This is a genomic window from Arthrobacter sp. 10N43 (assembly GCF_056394525.1).
In genome coordinates, this window is the sequence record NZ_JBFTIA010000006.1 from 23,136 (window position 1) to 42,603 (window position 19,468).

The 19,468-nt window shown below is 64.7% G+C and carries 22 protein-coding genes; 12 read left to right on the forward strand and 10 right to left on the reverse strand.

Annotation, left to right across the window (positions count from 1 at the left end):
- The first annotated feature begins 2 nt into the window (after positions 1-2).
- Genes AC1DDO_RS13960 through AC1DDO_RS13975 form a run of 4 tightly spaced genes read left to right on the forward strand, consistent with a single transcriptional unit; the run spans position 3 to position 4,402 of the window.
- Positions 3-1,892 carry an acyl-CoA synthetase gene (locus AC1DDO_RS13960; protein ID WP_476869204.1) on the forward strand — a complete coding sequence of 630 codons (1,890 nt, stop codon included), beginning with the start codon at positions 3-5 and terminating at the stop codon, positions 1,890-1,892.
- Positions 1,889-2,236, forward strand: coding sequence for a DoxX family protein (locus AC1DDO_RS13965; RefSeq protein ID WP_476869178.1), 348 nt, complete (start codon positions 1,889-1,891; stop codon positions 2,234-2,236). The genes AC1DDO_RS13960 and AC1DDO_RS13965 overlap by 4 nt, the downstream gene beginning before the upstream one ends.
- Positions 2,233-3,873 carry a bifunctional 3-(3-hydroxy-phenyl)propionate/3-hydroxycinnamic acid hydroxylase MhpA gene (gene mhpA / locus AC1DDO_RS13970; RefSeq protein ID WP_476972078.1) on the forward strand — a complete coding sequence of 547 codons (1,641 nt, stop codon included), beginning with the start codon at positions 2,233-2,235 and terminating at the stop codon, positions 3,871-3,873. Before AC1DDO_RS13965 ends, mhpA begins: the two co-directional genes overlap by 4 nt.
- Positions 3,776-4,402: a malonic semialdehyde reductase gene (locus AC1DDO_RS13975; RefSeq protein ID WP_476972079.1), complete on the forward strand. Its 627-nt coding sequence runs from the start codon at positions 3,776-3,778 to the stop codon at positions 4,400-4,402. Before mhpA ends, AC1DDO_RS13975 begins: the two co-directional genes overlap by 98 nt.
- A gap of 272 nt (positions 4,403-4,674) precedes the next feature.
- Here AC1DDO_RS13975 and AC1DDO_RS13980 read toward each other — a convergent pair whose 3' ends face one another.
- On the reverse strand, positions 4,675-4,986 hold the full coding sequence (locus AC1DDO_RS13980) for an MmcQ/YjbR family DNA-binding protein (RefSeq protein WP_476869181.1): 312 nt from the start codon (positions 4,984-4,986) through the stop codon (positions 4,675-4,677).
- A gap of 199 nt (positions 4,987-5,185) precedes the next feature.
- Between AC1DDO_RS13980 and AC1DDO_RS13985 the strand changes: the two genes are divergently transcribed.
- Positions 5,186-7,087 carry an ABC transporter ATP-binding protein gene (locus tag AC1DDO_RS13985; protein WP_476869182.1) on the forward strand — a complete coding sequence of 634 codons (1,902 nt, stop codon included), beginning with the start codon at positions 5,186-5,188 and terminating at the stop codon, positions 7,085-7,087.
- Positions 7,087-8,106 carry a CHAD domain-containing protein gene (locus tag AC1DDO_RS13990; RefSeq protein ID WP_476869183.1) on the forward strand — a complete coding sequence of 340 codons (1,020 nt, stop codon included), beginning with the start codon at positions 7,087-7,089 and terminating at the stop codon, positions 8,104-8,106. The genes AC1DDO_RS13985 and AC1DDO_RS13990 overlap by 1 nt, the downstream gene beginning before the upstream one ends.
- Before the next feature lie 680 nt (positions 8,107-8,786).
- Here AC1DDO_RS13990 and AC1DDO_RS13995 read toward each other — a convergent pair.
- Complete coding sequence (locus AC1DDO_RS13995) at positions 8,787-8,918, reverse strand: hypothetical protein (RefSeq protein WP_476972080.1); 132 nt, start codon at positions 8,916-8,918, stop codon at positions 8,787-8,789.
- Between the two features lie 55 nt (positions 8,919-8,973).
- Between AC1DDO_RS13995 and AC1DDO_RS14000 the strand changes: the two genes are divergently transcribed.
- Positions 8,974-9,300, forward strand: coding sequence for a hypothetical protein (locus AC1DDO_RS14000; protein WP_476972081.1), 327 nt, complete (start codon positions 8,974-8,976; stop codon positions 9,298-9,300).
- 369 nt (positions 9,301-9,669) lie between these two features.
- Here the strand turns inward: AC1DDO_RS14000 and AC1DDO_RS14005 are convergent, their stop codons facing one another.
- The 3 genes from AC1DDO_RS14005 to AC1DDO_RS14015 all read right to left on the reverse strand — a co-directional run bounded on the left by AC1DDO_RS14005 (position 9,670) and on the right by AC1DDO_RS14015 (position 11,914).
- On the reverse strand, positions 9,670-9,924 hold the full coding sequence (locus AC1DDO_RS14005) for a hypothetical protein (protein ID WP_476870069.1): 255 nt from the start codon (positions 9,922-9,924) through the stop codon (positions 9,670-9,672).
- 114 nt (positions 9,925-10,038) lie between these two features.
- Positions 10,039-11,325 (reverse strand): hypothetical protein, encoded by a 1,287-nt coding sequence (locus AC1DDO_RS14010; RefSeq protein WP_476972082.1) that lies wholly within the window; start codon positions 11,323-11,325, stop codon positions 10,039-10,041.
- A 265-nt stretch (positions 11,326-11,590) separates the two neighbouring features.
- Positions 11,591-11,914 (reverse strand): hypothetical protein, encoded by a 324-nt coding sequence (locus AC1DDO_RS14015; RefSeq protein WP_476870126.1) that lies wholly within the window; start codon positions 11,912-11,914, stop codon positions 11,591-11,593.
- A gap of 171 nt (positions 11,915-12,085) precedes the next feature.
- Here AC1DDO_RS14015 and AC1DDO_RS14020 point away from each other — a divergent pair, with 171 nt between their 5' ends.
- Entirely contained in the window at positions 12,086-12,400 is a 315-nt protein-coding gene (locus tag AC1DDO_RS14020) for a GNAT family N-acetyltransferase (protein ID WP_476870127.1), read from the forward strand.
- Between the two features lie 184 nt (positions 12,401-12,584).
- On the opposite strand, the gene AC1DDO_RS14025 is transcribed toward AC1DDO_RS14020, so the two are convergent.
- Complete coding sequence (locus AC1DDO_RS14025) at positions 12,585-12,845, reverse strand: hypothetical protein (RefSeq protein ID WP_476972083.1); 261 nt, start codon at positions 12,843-12,845, stop codon at positions 12,585-12,587.
- 445 nt (positions 12,846-13,290) lie between these two features.
- On the opposite strand from AC1DDO_RS14025, the gene AC1DDO_RS14030 reads away from it, so the two are divergent.
- Entirely contained in the window at positions 13,291-13,545 is a 255-nt protein-coding gene (locus AC1DDO_RS14030) for a hypothetical protein (protein WP_476972084.1), read from the forward strand.
- A gap of 147 nt (positions 13,546-13,692) precedes the next feature.
- Here the strand turns inward: AC1DDO_RS14030 and AC1DDO_RS14035 are convergent, their stop codons facing one another.
- Both AC1DDO_RS14035 and AC1DDO_RS14040 read right to left on the reverse strand, forming a co-directional pair.
- Positions 13,693-14,073, reverse strand: a complete 381-nt coding sequence (locus tag AC1DDO_RS14035) for a hypothetical protein (RefSeq protein WP_476972085.1) — start codon at positions 14,071-14,073, stop codon at positions 13,693-13,695.
- A gap of 467 nt (positions 14,074-14,540) precedes the next feature.
- The gene (locus AC1DDO_RS14040; protein WP_476869968.1) at positions 14,541-15,365 is read right to left on the reverse strand and encodes a DUF1206 domain-containing protein; all 825 of its coding nucleotides are present in this window, start codon (positions 15,363-15,365) and stop codon (positions 14,541-14,543) included.
- Between the two features lie 201 nt (positions 15,366-15,566).
- Between AC1DDO_RS14040 and AC1DDO_RS14045 the strand changes: the two genes are divergently transcribed.
- The 3 genes from AC1DDO_RS14045 to AC1DDO_RS14055 all read left to right on the forward strand — a co-directional run bounded on the left by AC1DDO_RS14045 (position 15,567) and on the right by AC1DDO_RS14055 (position 17,538).
- Complete coding sequence (locus AC1DDO_RS14045) at positions 15,567-16,085, forward strand: YhjD/YihY/BrkB family envelope integrity protein (protein WP_476869970.1); 519 nt, start codon at positions 15,567-15,569, stop codon at positions 16,083-16,085.
- A gap of 347 nt (positions 16,086-16,432) precedes the next feature.
- Complete coding sequence (locus AC1DDO_RS14050) at positions 16,433-16,933, forward strand: DUF6328 family protein (RefSeq protein ID WP_476869969.1); 501 nt, start codon at positions 16,433-16,435, stop codon at positions 16,931-16,933.
- A 182-nt stretch (positions 16,934-17,115) separates the two neighbouring features.
- On the forward strand, positions 17,116-17,538 hold the full coding sequence (locus tag AC1DDO_RS14055; RefSeq protein WP_476869971.1) for a DUF6766 family protein: 423 nt from the start codon (positions 17,116-17,118) through the stop codon (positions 17,536-17,538).
- Between the two features lie 57 nt (positions 17,539-17,595).
- Here AC1DDO_RS14055 and AC1DDO_RS14060 read toward each other — a convergent pair whose 3' ends face one another.
- Entirely contained in the window at positions 17,596-18,765 is a 1,170-nt protein-coding gene (locus AC1DDO_RS14060) for a YihY/virulence factor BrkB family protein (protein ID WP_476972086.1), read from the reverse strand.
- An 81-nt stretch (positions 18,766-18,846) separates the two neighbouring features.
- Positions 18,847-19,455: a DUF3618 domain-containing protein gene (locus AC1DDO_RS14065; RefSeq protein ID WP_476972087.1), complete on the reverse strand. Its 609-nt coding sequence runs from the start codon at positions 19,453-19,455 to the stop codon at positions 18,847-18,849.
- Positions 19,456-19,468 lie beyond the last annotated feature (13 nt).

The window sequence follows — 19,468 nt, forward strand, 5'->3', positions numbered from 1 at the left end:
GCATGCCTCTCTGGCCGCGGTACTCGAGCCCAGATGACGTCGTCGACATCGAGAGGACCCCCCTCTCCGAACGCGGACTTCCGGCGTCGACGTACGAGTTGCTGTGTCGAGCCGCCCGGCTCTGGCCGGACCGGACGGCGGCGGCCGTACTTGCAAACACCGAGCGCTGGCAGGAACCCGTCAAGCTGACGTTCGCTGAGCTTCTCGCCAATGTGAACCGGATAGCGAACCTGCTGAGAGAAATCGGGGTCGGCCGCCAGGACACCGTGGCCTTGCTCTCGCCCAACTGCCAGGAGCTCATCTGCGCGACCCTGGCCGCCCAGGCTGCCGGAATCGCCGTCCCGATCAACCCCGGTTTGTCCGAGGACCACATCGCCGAGTTGCTTCAGCGCTCAGGGGCGCGTGTGCTGGTGGCGGCCGGGCCCGATCTCGATCCCGTCGTCACCGAGGCCGCTTTCAGCCTCGCGAAGAAGGGCCTGGTGGACCATGTGCTTCTCATGTCACCGACCGGGCAGGCACCCGCCGGCCCGGCCTCGACCGTCGGATACGCAAGCGTGGACTACCTGGCACGCCGGGCAGCAAACGCGTCGTCCGAGCAGTTCCACGGCCATCGGTCCGGACCAGGCGATCTGGCGGCACTCTTCCACACTGGCGGCACGACAGGCACCCCCAAGCTGGCGGCACACACCCAGGCCAACGAGGTCGCCGACGCCTGGATGCTGGCAGCCAACGACCTCGTCGACGAGAACGCCGTGTACTTCGCCGCCCTGCCGCTGTTCCACGTCAATGCCCTCGTGGTAACCGTCCTCGCTCCCCTTTTCAAGGGCCAGACGGTCGTGTGGTCCGGACCGCTGGGCTACCGCGACCCTGCCCTCTACGGCGTCTTCTGGAAGCTGGTCGAGCACCACCGGCTTACCGCCATGAGCGCCGTCCCTACCGTCTACGCCACGCTCGCCGCGTCTCCCGTGAACGCCGACATCAGCAGCCTGCGCCACGCCATGGTCGGAGCCAGCCCCTTGCCCGCGGCCGTGCGTGCCTGCTTCGAGACAGCCACCGGCGTCACCCTGATCGAAGGGTACGGACTGACGGAAGCGACGTGCGTAAGCGTCCGGAGCTTCCCAGGCGCCACTAACAGTTCGCTCGGCTGCCGACTGCCCTACCAACAGATCAAGGCGGTGCACGTCGACGACGCCGGACACTGGCATGATGTCGGACCAGGCGTAACAGGCCGGCTGGTGATCAAGGGCCCGACGGTCTTTCCGGGCTATGTCATCGGTAACGGCCCCGACGGCCTCTTGCTCGACGGCCTCGGCAAAGTGCGGGACGGCTGGCTCGACACCGGCGACCTCGGGCAGGTTGATGAGGACGGATTCGTCCAGCTCACCGGTCGTGCCAAGGATCTGATCATCCGAGGCGGCCACAACATCGACCCGGCAATCGTCGAGGATGCCCTCCTCACCCACCCGGACGTAACGGGAGCAGCGGCGGTCGGCAGACCCGACCGGTATGCGGGAGAGGTACCTGTGGCCTACGTAACGTTGGCTGAGGGTGCGACCACCAGGACCGAGGACCTGATCCGGTGGGCGGAGGACCGGGTCGGGGAACGGGCGTCCTCGCCGAAATCGGTCACAATCGTCGACCAGCTTCCGGTCACTGCCGTCGGCAAACTCTACAAGCTCGCGCTTCGGGCGGACGCCACCAGGGTAGCGCTGAGCGCGGCCCTGCGGGAGATGGCCGCAGTCCACGCCGTGGAGACCGATATCGAGGACGGCACGATAGTCGTCACCGTGCGTGCTGACGAGGCGTCGCATGCAGCCGTCAAGTGCGCCCTCGACGAGTACGGCGTCCGATGGCGGATCACGCATAGGCCAGCACGAAAGGCGGAACGATGATCATCGTCCTCACGATAGCGCTGGTTGGATGCTTCACGATGCTCGGCCTGGCAAAAGTGGTCGGCGCAGCGGGGATGCCGGCCCGCGCCGCAGCTGTGGGCTTCACCAGCGACGCCTACAAGCGCATCGGCGCCTTGGAGCTTCTTGCCGTCCTCGGCCTCCTGCTCGGGCTGGTCTTGCCGTGGATCGGCCTAGCCGCGGCCGTCGGTCTCCTGCTTCTAATGACGGGAGCCTGCATTACCCATCTCAGGAAGGGCGACGGTCCACGTGAGATCGCCCCGGCGGTGGTCATGATGGCTGGACTCGTCGGCTATCTTGTTCTCGTTACGGCGGCAATAGTATGAGCGCCCACAACGACGGCACGGCGCCGGTGGTCGTGGTCGGCGCTGGCCCGTCCGGGCTGGCTGTCGCCACCCTACTCGGCCAGTACGGCGTCGAGTGCCTCGTCCTGGACCGCTGGGAGGGTGTCTACCCGCTACCACGGGCGGTGCATCTCGACGACGAGGTCTATCGCATCCTCAACCGTCTAGGCGTGGGGACGCAATTCGCTGGGCTCAGCCGCCCTGCACACGGGCTACGTTTGCTCGCCCCCGACCACCGGGTGCTCGCGGAGTTCCAGCGACCGGCCGATGGCGGCGCCCACGGTTATCCCCTAGCGAACATGTTTGACCAGCCGGACCTCGAGCAGCTCATGCGCAACAACCTCCGGAACATGCCTTCGGTGACCCTGCGCGGAAATATCGAGGTTCTCCGTGTGACCCAAGGCAACGCGGCAGTCCAGGTGGACTTCACGGATCGTGCCACGGGGGCACGCGAGTCGGTCCATGCCAGCCACGTCCTCGGCTGCGACGGCGCCAACAGCATGGTGAGGGGGGCCATCGGCGCGGAGATGGAGGACCTGGGCTTCGAACAGCGCTGGCTGGTTGTCGACGTCGACACTTCGGCGCAACTGAACCAGTGGGAAGGCATCCACCAACTGTGCGACTCCCACCGCGCCGGTACCTACATGCGCGTCGGAGAGGTCCGCTACCGCTGGGAGTTTCGACTGCTGCCCGACGAGACCGCCGCCGACTTTGCGACGATAGATGCCCTCCATCCGCTGATCAAGCCGTGGACCGGCGACGTCCCGTTGGACGATCTGCGCGTGATCCGGGTCGCCGACTACACCTTCCGCGCCCAAGTCGCCAACAAATGGCGCGACCGCCGGGTCTTTCTCCTCGGCGACGCCGCTCACCTGAGCCCTCCCTTTATAGGTCAGGGCATGGGGGCGGGACTCCGAGACGCGATGAACCTGGCCTGGAAGCTCGCCGGTGTGCTTGCCGGCGACCTCCCCGCAACCACGCTGGCCAGCTACCAGACCGAGCGCAAGCGGCACGCGAGAAGAACCATCACCGTCGCAAAACTGTTCGGCCTCACCATGACCGCGGGTGGTCGCGTCGGTATGGCCCTGCGGAGGTTCCTCGCACCGGGCCTGCACCTCGTGGCAGGCCTTCCCGCACAGTCAGGGACAGCCACACCCCTCGGCTCTCGGCGCTCGGCGCTCGTCCGCACCTCCGCCGTCGGACGTCTCTGCCCCAACTCCCGCACCTCCGTCACCCCGGACGCCAGGCGATTCGATGACGTCGCCAGAGACGGATTCGCGCTGCTAGCTCTCGCGATCACTCCCGAGGAGCACGAACAGATCCTGCACATGGGCGCGGCGCCGATCGCCCCCGAGCCCGGGTCTGAGCTCCACCAGTGGCTCGTCCGGCATCGGATCGCTGCAGCGGTCATCCGCCCTGATCGCGTCGTTATGTTCACCTCCGACACCGTCGCCGGAAGCCTGACCCGCCTGCCGTCGTTCAACTCAACCGCCTCCCATACCCGAAAACTAAAGGAACACCATGAGCCCCACGACAACTCAAGCCAGGATCGACGACATTCTCGCCATCGACTCCGACAGCACCCAAGGGCTGTTCCTCGAAGCGCGAACCGCCAATAGCTTCGCCTCCACACCGGTCTCAGCCGACACGTTGGCCGCGATCTACGAGTTGACGAAGATGAGCCCCACGATGATGAACAACCAGCCGCTGCGCATCACCTGGGTCCAGTCACCCGAAGCCCGCGAACGCCTCACCTCACATCTGGCCGAAGGCAACCAGGAGAAGACCCGCACCGCCCCGGCAGTCGCGGTGCTGTCCTATGACAGCGACTGGCACGAACATTTCCCGACGTTCTTCCCACCCTCACCCGAACGCAAAGCAATGTTCGACGGCGACAGAATCACACGCGCCGAAATCGGCAAGAACAACGTCTGGCTCCAATCCGGGATTTTCATCATGGCGGTACGCGCAGTCGGACTCCATGCAGGCCCCATGGGTGGATTCGACGCCGCCGGCGTCGACGCTGACTTCAACGCCGGCACGACACACCGGGCGTTCATGGTGGTCAACGTCGGGAAACCAGGCGAGGACGCCTGGTTCCCACGCCTGCCCCGCCTCTCCGCCGACATCGCCGTACGAACCATCTAACAGACCGCATGCCACAACAGGCAGGGTTTCCTCCTTCGACTCAGCGAAGGAGGAAACCCTGCCTTTTGCCGTGAATAGGTCCCCTCGGGGAGCACGTGCTTTGCCGCAGGACGTGCCTCTCGCCTTAAACCGGTGGCTCCTCACAGGCATCCTGCAAAAAGAATCGCGCTTGCGCGGAGCCGTCATCTCGGACTGGTGCGCCGTCAGCAACCGCATAGCCGCCTTGAAGGCGGGACTTGACCTGGAAATGCCCGGCACCGACGGCACGGCGCTTACCTGGCGGCTCCCCCGCCGGCCAAGCGATACGACTCCTGCAGCAGCTCGTCCAGTTCCTCGACGTCGATCCTTTCCAAGCGGACCAGCACCAGTTTCGGGGACCGTTCGTGGTGGGGCGTCCAGAAGTAGGTGTCGGGGCTGGTCCCTACGAGTGCTTCCCGTTCCTCGGTTTTCACGGTGAGGACGCCATCTTCCCAGATGCGTGCCATCAGGGTTTTCCCGAACCATGCCGGCTGGCCCCAACTGGGCCGCTCGCTGACCCCCGGCAGTCCACGGCAGATCTGCCGGACATCTTCCTCTGTGGCCATGGTTCACTGTGGCACCGGAGCCCCGACCAGGCAACGGCTGTCCTCCCTCGCGAGACTTCCAAAAATTGCTTCGACCACACGCGGTCGGTATTGCGGACGACCTTCCATACGTTGTATGGTTTAACTTCCATACGGCGTATGTTTCTGCGGTGCATCCCGCATCGTCGTTGCCCACACCCCCTGAACAGAGGAGCAACCCATGACCGTGCACTCCACGGACAACCTGCCAGCCAGCCCGGCTGACATCGACCCAGTCAAACCCCAAAGACACGGCGCCGGTCGACGTTCGCGCTTGGACCTCAGCACTCTGCGCGAGCTGTGGCGCTTCAAGGACTACGGCCGGCCCGAGCGGAAGTCGCTGGTCCTGGGTGTACTCATGAATGGTGGGCAAATGGCCGCCAATCTTGCCGCCCCCTGGCCGCTGGCGCTGGTCATCAACGACCTACTCCAGGACAAGGGACAAGGCAACGGCCAGGGCCAAGGCAAGAGCGGGATCCTGCACGCCGTCGCCGGGTGGTTCGGCGGTTCGTCGATGGCGATGCTCCTGGTCGCGGCGAGCGCCGTGGTGGTGATCACCGCTGCCGCTGGGATGTTCTCCTACCTGGGCGACATGTACATGAACGGGTCCGGCCAGCGGATCACCTCGCGCATCCGCGCGGATGTGTTCGCCTACACCCAGCGGCTGCCCATGGCCTTCCACGACCGGCAGAACGTCGGCGAGCTGACCAGCAGGGTTGTCTCCGACACGTCAACGGTGGAATCGACCCTGCGGGATGTGGGCACCGACCTCGTCCCGTCCGTGCTCACCCTGGCCGGTACCGCCGCCGTGATGGTCACTGTGGACTGGCGCCTCGGGCTGATCGGGCTCGTCGTCGCCCCGCTGGTATTCCTGACCGCCAACCACTTCGCCGGCCTGACCCGGCAGTACGCCCGTCGCAAGCGCGCCGCCACCGGATACCTGACCGGACTCGTCACTGAGTCCCTGATGGGCATCCGCACCGTGCACGCGTTCGGCAGCCAGCGGGTGCAGGACCAGCGGTTCGCCACGCAGAATGACAACGTGCTCAGCCTGTCGCTGCGCTCGGTCAAGGTCAGCGCCAAGTTCTCCCCCACCCTGCAGCTGGTCGCCGCCGTGGGCACCGCGCTGGTGTTGTTCGTCGGCGGATACGGAGCGCTGAACGGCTGGTGGCAGGTCGGGGTGCTGGTGGTCGTCACCAGCTACCTCAAGACCATGCTCTCGCCGATGAAGTCCCTGGCCAAGCTTGCACCTAGCTTCACCCAGGGCGCCGCCTCCGCCCAACGGATCGCCGACATCCTCGACCAGCCCACCGACCACCAGGGCACCGGGGAGCCGCTGCCGGCCCGCGTTGACGGCCGCATTGAGCTGCGCAAGGTCATGTTGGACTACGGCACCGGTCGCGGCCCGGTCTTCACCGACGTCGACCTGACGGTCACCCCTGGCGAGCGGATCGCCTTGGTCGGTGACAACGGCGCCGGCAAGTCGACCCTCCTGTCCGTGATCGGCGGCCTCTACCGTCCCACCACCGGCCAGGTCCTGCTCGACGGGCTCTCGGTCCCCGACGTCCCGGAGCACTGGCTGCACCAGCAGGTGGCCATGGTTCTGCAGGACACCTTCCTGTTCTCCGGCACACTGGTCGACAACATCCGTTACGGCCGCCCAGACGCCACGGACGCCGAGGTGGCTGCCGCCGCCGAGGCTGCCCTGGTCAGCGAGTTCGCCGATGACCTCCCCGACGGGCTCGACACGCCAGTCGGTACCGGCGGGACCGGGCTGTCCGGCGGGCAGCGCCAACGCGTCGGCATCGCCCGCGCACTGCTCGTCGACGCCCCCGTCGTGCTCCTCGACGAACCCACCGCCGGACTGGACGTTCACGCCGAGGAACTCGTTGTCCAGGCGCTGGGCCGGCTCGTCGAAGGTCGCACGATCATCGCAACGACGCATCGGCCCGCGGTCACTGCGCTGGCCACCCGCACCGTCTACCTGCGCCAGGGTGGCGTCCTTGACACCGAGCTGCCCGAGATCGTTCCGGCAGACTCTTCCGCCGACCGCACCCGCCTAACCACCATCGGAGCCTTCTAATGTCCATCACCGCGACGAACACCCGAGAGACGTCCAGCCGCTGCACCAAGTCGTCGAAGAACCAGACGGCGACCGCGGCCCCGCCCACGGCCGGCGAGGTGGTGCTGCAGGCCCTCCTCACCCAAACCAAGGCGCTTCGGGAGGCCGAGCGCAAGGTGCGGGACGGCGACCCGAAGGGGGTCACCAAGATGCGGGTCACCATCCGCCAGCTACGTTCCACACTTCGCGGCTTCTCCCGCATCCTCGATCGGCAGGTCACTCGACCGGTCTGCGCCGAGCTGGCCTGGCTGGGCCGCCAGCTTGGTGAGGAGAACGACACCCAGAGGACGCTCATCGAGCTGAAACGACAGCACGATGCCCTGCCGTCGGAGTTGATCGTAGGCCCGGTGGTCGACGACGCCAGGACCCAGCTGGACCAGCTCGCCGTCAGTAGCAGCCAGACCACCTATGCCACGCTTGACAGCGATCGCTACGCCGCGCTCCGTCAGGTGCTGGATTGGCCGCCGGCCGACCCGCCCTTCACCGAGCGCGCGGTGCGGCCCGCGGCGGAGGAGCTGCCAAAGAGCATCGCCAAGGCGCTGCGCACGCTCGACCGTCACCTCGTGGCCGCCCAGGCGCTTCCGGCGGGGACGGAGCTGGATGAGGCGCTGCACGACGCCCGCAAGGCCGACAAGCAACTCCGCTACTTGATCGACGTCGCCGCCCCCGTAGTTGGCAAACCCGCCCGGCGGCTGGGCCGGCAGGCCAAGAAGCTCCAGGACCTGCTCGGCGATTACCAGGACGCGGTCGTGACCCGCCCAGTGGTGCAGGAGCTCGGGTCCGCCGCGTCGGCCAAAGGTCATCCGGCCAGCACGTACTACCTGGTGGACGCTCTGGAGCAGGTCCGCACCGACCGTGTTCTGGAGAAGCTTCCGCATCGGCTAATCAGCCTCTACGACGAGGCCGACTGGCTGCCCAACGCCGACTTCCTCCAGTACCACCCGGGGACGTCAGCCGCGCGGACCGGGAGCGGGAACTGACACGCACCAGAGCTGCCAAAGCTCCGGTCGCGTAGCCTGACCCCGCGACGCGGCCAGAACCGGGGCGCCCTGTCTGGGGTTCAGAAATCGTCGTCGAACGAGACGGGACCGGTGATTCCGACCTGGTAGGCCCGTCGACCAGAGCGTTACCGGCAGGAGAGGGCACGGCCCGGACTGAACGAAAGTCAGGCAGTTCCAAGCGCTCCCGGCCATGAAGAAGTAAGCAGCTACACCGCTGTCCCAGTCAAGAGAAGGAGCCGCCAGACCGCAACGGCCACTAAAAAATGGGCCCCTAGGGGCCCATAAAGGAGATTTGTACACACAGTCAGTGGCTCACAAGCCCCTGAACAGGGAAAACACGTGCCCGAGGTGGGACTCGAACTGCATTCCAGGCCTCGAAAACACAAAGAACTCCAGAAAACATAGGCAATCCGAGCCGGTCCGGCCGATGTACGACCCAATCCGGCGCCCAAAGTGTTGACACTGTCAACACTTCTACTTTTGCCTCCTCGTTCGGCTATCTCGCCCCCTTACGCACTGCCTCGCTTGAGCGCCCTCCAGAGTCAGGCCCGCACGAGCCCGTGTGCACCTGTCACCATTCAGTGACATGGACTGGATGGATGTTGTCCTCCCGGCATCCCTGACCCTCCAGTAGGCAGCAGGAGATGCAATGTCGCGCCCTAGTTGTGCCAGTCGTACTTCAGGTCGCCGGTCAGGAAGCCGGTCTCCAGGGCAATGCCCACCGTCTCCTTCTTCAAGTAAGCCATTTCCCGTCGTGACTCCTTGACGGCGGGTCGGCTCGTGAGGATCATCTGGGAGCAGGGGGTCGCCAGCTGATCACTCTCAACGCAAGCCAGGGGGCAGGCCATGTCGCATTCGATCCGCCTTATCTACCGCAATATGAAGGGCCGGTCACGGCAAAACTACAACTGGGACTCCATCAACCGGAGATCGTCAGTCATCATTACCGCAGCCGAATGGATGCCAGTAAGTCCACCAAATCCGGAGGACGTCATCGGCCGGCCCCACCTGGGTGAGGCTAATGTTTATGTCACGAACATCGGACCCCATGACGACGAGGGCGGCGGTGGCGGCGTCGAGTTTCACCTCCATGTCGACTACGACACTCCCCTGAATGTTCAGGTCACGATCACCGTTCTCGACGAGTTCGAAGACTTCAAGGTCGTCAACTAGGCAGCATGAACCAAGTGTGCCGTTTGTCCGTCGACCGAATCCTGAGCGCGTGACCCAGGCGGAAGCGGCCTGGCCAGTTGCTCGGAATCTTAGCCGTTCGGGAACTCCTGAGAGTACCAGTCGTCAACGACGCCGTGTCCATCATTGATCTACGATCCCCTGCCCTCTACAGCGCAGCTCAGGCGCTAACGCCCAGGCAAGTCGTGAACGCGCTTAACTCGAGCCTGGCATCGCCGTGCTACTTCAGTTGTCCTTGAGCCGTCGACCCCCGGGAATGCTCTCGGCCCAGGACGGGTACATCACCCCGTCATTGTGTTCGGCTTCGCGGCGGTCCGACTCTGCTTTGATGGCTTTCGCCACGAAGTGACTTCAGGTGTTGTCCCCTTCGGCGTAATTGGTCGCCTTGTACGCGGCCCGCGCCCGGTTGCCCTCGGGGCAACGGGGCGGATCCGCCGGGGCGACGGCAGCCATGTCCGGCTCCTCGTAGGCCCTGTCGGTCGGCCCCTCGGTGTCCAGGTCGCCTGTGAGATTCTCAGCGGTGGCGGAAGCGGCGCCGGTCAAGGCAATGAGGGCGGCGGCCGGCAGCAGGAGGGCCAGGGCCGCTGCCTTGCGTAGCGGATTCATGATGTTCTTCATGGCTGCGCGGCAGCCGGGACGGACCGGCCAAAGTCCCCGGGCCACGTCATGCCGCGCACCCGGGGAAGCCGTTAGTCAGCGGCCTGTATCATCGTGCGATGGTCACTGTGCGATGCGCGCCGCGCTGGTTGTGGTGACGGTCGTGTAGCCAAGCCGGGAGCCCGTGACGCGGACGGTGAGCTTGGTGCCCTTGTCGGCGGTCCGGACCTTGTAGGTCGGCTCCGTGGCTCCTGAGATCGGGACGCCGTTGCGCAGCCAGCGGTACGTGAAGGCAGTACCCCAAGTCCAGGTGCCCCGCTTCACGGTCAGGAATTTCCCGGCCAGTACGGTGCCGGCTATCGTCGGCGTGGCCGAAATCAAGGGCAGACCCGCCACCCTCGCCGTAGGCGAGCTCTTCTGGGCCTTCAGGATCCTGCCGTCCAGCGAGGGGGTGACTTTCATCGAGATTTTCTTGCCGACGTCGGCGCCCACGAGGGTGTACTCCAAGCCGGTGGCCCCGGGAATCGGGACGTCGTCGCGCAGCCACTGGACTGCCCTTTTCACCTCCTGGTCACGATAGGACCAGGAGCCGGTCTTGGCGGTTAGCTTCATCTTCACAGTCGCTGTCCCGTAAACGGTCGGCAATGCGAGCAGGGTCGGGGAATTTCCGTAGATGGGCTTGGGCGCCGTGACCCGCACCCGGGCCGGGGCGTAGCCCGGAGCCGAGGCGGTCACGACGACCGTGGCGGTCTCACCGACGTAGGTCGGGCCGACGTAGGCCGCGGGGCGGGGCGTGAAGGTCCGGCCGCTGCCCCACACCCCGTCTTTGGACAGCCAGTCGTAGGTGAACGTCAGCTTCTCGACCGGTTCAGACCAGGTGCCGGACGTCACCTTCATCGCAGAGCCAATCACGAAGGTCCCCGTCACGACCGGCTTGGTGATATTCGTCAACTGCTTCAGCTCGACGTCCGCGGCCGCCGGCACAGCTACCCGGTTGGAGCAGGCGTGACCGGAGAAGAACCCCGAAACACCGGACTCAAGGACCAGTGTGTGCCCCTGATCCTCGGCAGTGATCGTGTAGGTCAGCCCGGTGGCTCCGGGAATGACAATGCCGTCACGCAGCCACCGGTACTCGTGCTCCTGGTCGTTAAAAGCCCAGGGAACATCATCAACGCCGGTGAGGACGTCCCCCAGACCGGTGCCGCCGGTTACCACGGCGCCGGGCGTTTGGTTGTAAGAGGAAACGTCGCGCTGTGTAGAGGTCGCAGTGACCGGGCTGAATCCGGCAGCGTGGCCTGTGACCCTGACACTGAGCAGCCCCTTCGAACCCCAGCCCGTCGTGTCGAACATTTTCCCGGTGGCACCCGCGATGGGCGCGCCGTCGCGAAGCCATTGGTACTGGAAATACATGCCCGTAGCGCCCCGAAAATTCCCCGGCGTAGCGATCACGAGGCGGCTGGGCCTATGCAGGTTGATGCTCGCGGATACGAAGCTCACGTACCCGGGAAGGAAAGAGGGGACGGCGCCGCCGGCGTTCGTGACAAGGGCGGTTATGCGGGACTGCCCCTTCGTCGTTGCATAGCCCGGGGCCCTCACCGTCGTCTTGACCCGGATGCTCTTACCGAGGTCCGCCTCGGTCAGCAGGTAGGTGAGGCCGGTGGCGCCCGGGACGGGCTCATCGTTGCGCAGCCATTGATGGTGTCAGCGTGGTGTCCCCGGGACCCCAGGTGGCGTCCCGGGGACCCCAGGTGCCGTCAATAACGGTCAGGGTGCTGCCGACCTGGATGGCACCACTGATGCCGGGCCGCGGCCCCGTCACGGCGGCGCTGTCGACCAGCACGGGATAGACCGATCCGTTGTCGGCCGTGCAGAATATGACGGAATCAACGGGCGGGCCGCAGGGATCCGTCGTTACAGCCTGCGCCGGAAGCGCGAGACCGACCAGCGACAGAGCGGCGAGTGCCCCGGCGGCGCCGAGACGGATGGTCTTGTTTTTCAATTGTTCCCCCAAAAGGCTTCGGGCCGGTCATCCGGGCCCATGCTGATAGTAACGCCCAGGACCGGTTTGCGATTACGTCGCTGCAGGTCAGGGTGCAGAACTGATGGGAGCGGCCTCTTCGGTTCGCCCGGCACCACACGGTCGGCAAGGCCAGCCGGGTCGCCACCCGCAATGCGGAACTGGGCGCCGTCCTCCGCCACGACTACAGCTGAGCCGGGGCTCACAGTCGAGCAGAACGGGTCGGAACTTGTTGCCGACATCGCCTGGGTTATTTCACCAATCCATCAGGGCCAGGGGATGGCGTCCGAAGCCACCAAGGAGATGACCGGTTGGTTGCGATCCAAAGGCGTGAGCAGCTTCGTGGCGTTTGTGCATCCCGAGCATTACGCCTCTATGGGTGTCGCCCGAAATCAAGGCCTTCATCCGACGCCCATGATGGAGGCCGGCGAACCGCTGGGAATCCTAGCAATCGCCACGGGACCCTGATGAAGCGCAGATATGGGCGGCGCATAGAACCCTCCCTGGGCGCCTATCCACATGGCCCGTGCCCTGCGGTCGTTGCCTTCTTGTTCCCCGGTCCACGCGGCTGCGAAGCGGACCGGCCTCCGAAGGGTGGCTTCATGGCCGGTTAGTGGGGAATGTCCCGTCAATAATCCCGGAACCGGAGCCGCTACTGACCCTTTCCGTGGATGGCCGTGCCAGCGTCAAGGTCCTCTAGTTCGGGGCGCGACGGGTGCTTGTCCAGCACTGGGAGGTGGGTGTCGAGTCCTTCCGGCCGCGGCGCCGGCCTGCCCAGCAGGTAGCCCTGCCCGGCCAGCACAGTCTCCGGTGCCGGGCCAGACCGTCCGGGGTCCAGCAGGGCTGTGAGCATCCGCTGTTCTTCGATGCCCTCCGCGACGACCCGCCCTCCTGCCGGTTCGACGAATCTCATGGCCGCGGCCACAGTCGCCGCCGACGAGGGCTCCGTGCCGAGCCGGGAGATGACTTCCGTTGATAGTCCAAAGCATCCCCAAAAAAGCCCCCAGCCTGCCCCGCCGGGTCCCGCGACGGATACCCCCAACATGGCCGGACAACGCCCGGGAAGAGCCCACGCCGCATCACCCGCGAGGGGCGCCAGATCATCCCTTGCGGGGAAGAGGCAACATCCCGCCGACAGGCCTTTGGGCTCTCTCTCCGGGTGGAACCTGAGGGCCCGAACCCGGGCCATTCGGAACGCCCGTTCCTCGCCCGTTTCAATCTTTTATCCACGGGCATGGGCTGAACTGGACAGAGTTGTCTCTCTGGCATAAATTCAACTCTGGCAGCGGGCAATGGCACGTCGCCAAAGCTTCGACGGCGGAGCATCCTGGCGATGCAGATGGCATGAAGGAACAGACATGAGCGCGCATTTTGACCGGTTTCTTGCAGAGGCCTTGACCAGTCACCGGGAGACTGACAGCGGGTTGGCCAAGGAAGAGTTGTACGGTCTGTACACCAGCTGGTGCCTGATAAACCACACCCAGCCGGAGCCCGCAGAGGCCCTTTGGGCGGCCCTCGAGAGCCGCCAGATCAAGCCTGAGGACAACACCCTCGCCATGTCCGGGCCCGCCGCCTTGGATTACATCGTCAGCAGCTCACCCGACCTGGCATAACTGGCGCGACAACAATTGGGGCGGAGGCCTCTCAACGGCCTGCGCCGGACACACCGCGGCGTTGACTCGCCTGCCAAGTTCCGGGCGGCCTGCATGGTCCGCGCGACGACGGGGGCCGCTGGGCATAAGCAGCGGCTCGCGGTCAGCTCAACTCAGGGCGACAACGAATGCGAGGCCAGCCAGCACAAGCGACACCGGGACCATAACGCGCCGTTCGTACTTGCTCTTTGACGCAAGGTTCGGCAGCACGCTGAGCAACAGATAGGCCGCAATCACCCACATCGCAACCACAGCAACAAAGGGGGCCGGGAAGATCGAAATCAACGCGGCACGCTCCAGAGCAACCACTGCAAAAGCCGCGTAGACCACGATTGAGACTGCACTTCCGACGCGGTGCCTCGCCGGAAGCACCGGGTTTTGGCCTCCCCACGCGAAACGGCCGAAGGGAAGCCCGATGATGAGCATCAATTGGAACACGGCAAGGACGCCGAGCACTGTACAGAAGGCCAAGGCGCTTTGCGGTGTCATGACTTGAAGCGTACCGGGTCGCACAAGCCGGTCCCCCGCAGTAGACACTGCGCGTCCCGCACCCGGTCCGGCGCCAAAGACGGCAATGTACGTAAGACCCGCTTGCCGAAATGCACTGTGAGGGGGCGCTAACAGCAACCTAGATTCGGACGGAGCCCGACGTCCTGGCTGTCACAATAAACAACAGATTTTCTAGACACCGACTTCGTGTTGTGGAGGATCGAAGGGATCGGCGTAGTGCCGGGCCGCGAGCCTGGCCATGGCCGCTCGCTGTTCTCTTAATCCCGATCAATTTGCCGTTGTGAGAGCATCTGTTGTTGGACGGGTTTTGGGACAGCGGAGGTCTGTGTCGAACCGCGAAATCCCTGCAACGCTGAAGCTCCCTGAGAAATGGCTCGACCGTCTCAGCAAGGGATCGTATTCGATCGTGTCCCCCGGTAATCCGCGTCGCAAATTCCGTGCGGCATTCAAAACCTTCCGTACCGGGCGCGGGCCATCGAGTACATGCCGTAGCAGACCAGCCCTGCCGCGGCTGCGGCGAGCATGAAAACCCCGTAGGGCTGGGATCCAAGGGTCTTCAGACTCCCGTCCAAGCCGGAGGATTTCGACGGATCAGCAGTGGCCGCGGCGATGATGATCAGGATGCCGAGGAAGCCGAGCACCGCGCCCTTAGCGGCGTAACCGATGGTGCCGATCCATTTGACCGCTGGGTGCGCACTGCCAAGGTCCTGCAAATCCTTCATGAACTTGCGCGTGACGCCCCGGTAGACGTAGATGGCACCGGAAATGATGATCGCGAGACCGACCGCGATGAGCAGCAAAATGCCGGCAGGGGAACCCATTAACCTCGCGGTGAAGTCACTGGCCGACTGGCTGGAGTTCTGGCTGCCGCCCGAGGCGAACACCGAGAAGGTGTAAGCCAGAAAGCCGTAAAGCACGGCCTTCAACACGGGTTCCCCCGCCTCTTGCACCTTCTTCTTCGAGTCGGTTCCTGAACGGGCCTCGAAGACGGCCTCACTGAGCATCCAGAGTGCCAGCGCGGCGCAACCCGCGAACCCTGCCCAAAGCAGGAGCGGACCGCCCGGCTTTGAGGCTAGCGTTCCGATCGCGCCGGATTGGTCGGCCTGGCCACCCTGTCCTCTGTCAATCTGGAGGGCAATGAATCCGATAAGAATGTGCACCAGGCCGACGAAGACAAATCCGGCGCGGGCCAGGATTCGCATCGCTGGGCTTCGGGTTGCCGACGCCGCTTCGTTTACCGCCCGACCGGCTTTCTGCGAGGCATCGCCCATGACTCGACCTTCCAGATTGGACTTGACCTTCGGTTACCCGCTCAACGGCGGTCGCCCGCCAGCGTCGCGGAATGCTTCAGTTTAAGTCTGTCCGAGAGTTCCTGAAAGGCCCCGGTGAACTACCTCAACGAGGAAAGCGCTGCCATGACGGTCAACACGATGCCAGTTCGACGTATTGAGCTGCGCGGTCAGCCAGCTGAGATGCTGGCCGATGCCGAGGTAGCCAGCTGCCACTTACATACGTCCAGTCCTGGCGGTTACTCACTGCTGCTCGGGATCCTTACGATCGCCTTCCTCGACTACGCCACGCCCAACTTGAAACAGCCCAGGTTCCGCTGGATGAGCCTGGGGTCAGCGATCGCCTTAGTGATCTTCCTGCTGGCCTCGGCGGCCTTCGCCTTCTACGCCGCCAACTTCAGCAGCGACAACAAGACCGACGGTGCAATCGCCGGGGTCATCATCTCGCTGCTGTTGCTTTGGATCCTGAACATGTCGCTGCTGTTCGGGCCGACTTCGACACCTAGACGGAGGTCGGCCGCCAACTGCAGGCCGGAATCGACGCCGAGGAGACCATCCAGCTGCCGCCCCGAAAGACGAAACAAAGCGACATGCTGCAGGCCAAGGTTGAAGAAGACATCCGGCCCGGCCGAGAACTGCCCGTCCAGCACAGGAATGAACATGACCGCCAAGCACGCGACAACTCTCCGGCGACACCTATGACGTGAACCGTTCATAGCTCAGGACACCGGTCCCGTCCTCCTAGCACCGGGACCCGTTACCAGCGCGTCTCATCGCCCCGATGACGGGCTTGTCAGCCGTGGATTTAAGCACATTTCTCGACGGCGTTGCACCGCCGTTCAACGCCTGCTGCAGGGCAGGCACGGCTTTCCGGAAGAGCCTCTGCACCCGGACGAACCTATCCCGGCGAAGTAACTAATTCCTGCCTGAACCGCAATTTCGTCAGCAGTATTAGTACCGGCTTGTTTTTGGCAACTCTCAAGCATAGGTTGAAGGTGCCGCACGCTGCGGCCGGCTCACGTGGTTGCAGGATGGCGAGGAGGAACCCCATGACAGGCCCCGTGGCGCCGAAGGATGACGGCAGGGACGAATCCCGTGCTGAGCGTATGGATCGCAACTGGGCCGAACTGCTGCAGGAACTGCGGGTTCTCCAGACCGGGGTTCAGCTCCTCGCCGGCTTCCTCCTGACTCTGCCGTTCCAGGCGCGCTTCGCGACGCTCGATGATTACCAGACACGCCTGTACCTCGCCACCGTCGTCCTGGCTGCCCTAACGACTGCCACCATCCTGCTGCCCGTGAGCGTGCATCGTCGGCTGTTCCGACAGGGCTTGAAGGCCACGCTCGTGGCCAGCGCCGACACCATCGCGAAGTTCTCACTGGCCGGCGTCGGGCTCCTGAGTGTGGGTACCACGTCCCTCATCTTCGACGTCACCCTAGGCCGGACGGCAGGGGTGATCGCCGGCGTCGGGCTGCTGGCCGCGCTGGTGCTGCTGCTGATCGTTGTTCCCGCAAGACTACGGCGGCAGGGCCGCGCGGAGGAGCCGCACTGACGGACGATTCGCAGGAGCGGCACGCCGCAGATACTGGAAGAACCATAAGTAAGTGGGTCATGGAACATGGACTGCTGCTGGCCAACATCGGTTGTTCGCGCTGTTTTTCGGCGGCATGATCCTCAGCGGGGCGAGCAGCTACAGCGAGGACTAACTGGCCCACGGACAACCGGGCGAACAGCATCCAGGAGTATCTGGGCACCAGGGCCTTTGTGGAGGCTACGTTCGAGAACTGGGAATCAGAATTCCTGAGGATGAGCATGTACGTCATCCTGACCGGCATCCTTTTCCAGAAGGGTCCTCGGAGTCCAAACCAATGGGCCGCACCGCACGAGGAGGATCCACGGCGTGCCTCGCTCAGGGCGCACACTCCGCGGGCCACCGGCGCGGCGGCTGAGTGCTCAAGCTCTTCGGACACTCGCTCTCCGTCATGTTCGTCCTGCTCTCCTCATGTCGTTTGCCCTGCATGCAGTCGGCGGAGCGGACGACTACAACTGCCACCAGCAAGCGCACGGACAGCCCCCGGTCTTGTAGTGTGGCTCGGCAGGCGGCGCCGGAGTGCCGTCTCTGGAAATAGGAGCCGCCATCCCGGCCGTTTCACTTGATGGGTGCGCGCGAGCCGGAGAAGAGCCATTGATTCAGCCCGGGGCCGGCCCTCGATATCAGCTGCGGTCCTGTCTTCTGGCTCCGCCGGGTGGAGCGCTTCTGTTCGCGTAGTTCGGCTGGTCCTCGTCGGGGCCGCCGTTCTGTTCCCGCAGTTCCCGCCCGCGGCGGACGTCCTCTTCCTCGCGGGCCTGGAGCTTGTCGCTCTGTTTCGTGTCCCGTGGTGGCAGCTGGATGGTCTCTTCGGCCGCGATGCCGGCCTGAAGCTGCCGTCCACGCTCCATCTCGGCGTCGAACTCGGCACCAAAGAGCAGCGACATGTTCAGGATCCAGAGCCACAGCAGCGAGATGATGACGCCGCCGATCGCCCCATAGGTCTTCTCATAGCTGTTGAAGTTGGCCACGTAGAAGGCGAAGGCCAGGGACGCGAGCAGGAAGATCACCAGGGCGATGGTGGATCCCAGGCTCATCCAGCGGAACTTGGGCTGCTGTACGTTCGGGGTGGCGTAGTAGAGGATCGCGATGGCAAGGATCACGAGCAGCAGTATCACCGGCCACTTGAGAATGTTCCACGATGTCAGGACGGCTCCGCCCAGGCCGATTGCTTTGCCTATCGCTTCGGCCACCGGCCCGCTCAGGACCAGCATGGCGGAGAGCACGAGGACGATGAGCACAGTGGCAATCGTGACCAGGAGCATGGTGCCCCGAAGTTTGATGAAGGGCCGGCCCTCGTCGATTTCGTAGATCCGGTTCATGGCCCGGCCGAACGCACCGACGTAGCCCGACGCGGACCAGAGAGCGGTGAGGATGCCGAGTACCAGGGTGAGTCCGGCAGCGGAGGAGCTGCTGAGCTGCTCGATTGGCTGCCGGATGGCGTTCACAGTATCAGGAGGCGCGATGCGCTGGACGATCTCGAGGAGCGCGGAGGTGGTCTTCTCGGCCTGTCCGAAAATGCCCAGCAAGGACACGATGGCCAGCAGCGCCGGGAAAATGGAGAGGACCGAGTAGTACGTCAGGGCCGCGGCGAGATCCGGGCACTGGTCCTTCGTGAATTCACGCAGGGTCTTCTTGGCGATGTACTTCCAGGATGGCTTGGTGACGTCGGCTGGGCTGTCCGGTTTGCGGGAGTCATCCGGGGCGGGCGCCGTGCGGGCCTTAGCGGTGCTGCTCTCGTCCGTTTCGGCGTCGGTCATGGAGTCTATTTCTGCCTTGGCAGGGTTCTTGGCCATGGAAAATCCTTCCTGGGTTAAGCGAAGTGGCCGGCCGCCCCAGCGCGTGAGCGGGGCGGCCGGCCGGATTCAGATGGGGCCTCAGGCCTGCTGAACGTTGTCCTTGGCTTCGGCGGTCCGGTCCTTGATGTCCGCCACAGCCGTTTGGCCTTCTGCCTTGAGGTGATCGGTGGCGTCGACTGCGGTTGCCTTGACGTTTTCCATGGCTTCCTGGGCAGGTTCCTTGAGTCCTTCGGCCACGCGCTTTGCAGTGTCCGTCAGTTCCGTCGTGAGCGGCTCGGCGGCGGTCTTCAGCGCATCGGCGGCTTCACGCTCCTTCTGGCTGGCAGGGAACAGGGAGGAAGCCAGCAGGCCGGCGCCGAAGGCGATCAGGCCGGCAGCGAGGGGGTTTCCCTGGGTTTTGGTCTTCAGCTGTGCCGGCGCGGCGGCGACGGAGGAACCCGCGTCACCTACATGAGCTCCGGCGTGTCCAGCGGCGGAGTGGACGTTGCCGGCGGTGTCCTCGGCGGCTCCCATGACCCTCTCCTTTACTCCGAAGACGGCGTCCTTGACGTTCTCTTTGACTCGGTCAGTTTGCCGGTGAACAATGTGCGACGGCGTGACCTTGTCGGCAACGGCGTCCACGTTGGTGCCCAGGCGGGCGCGGGTTGCTTCAATATCTGCTCGGATGACATCCGGGTTTTCACTCATCGTGTTTCCTCGC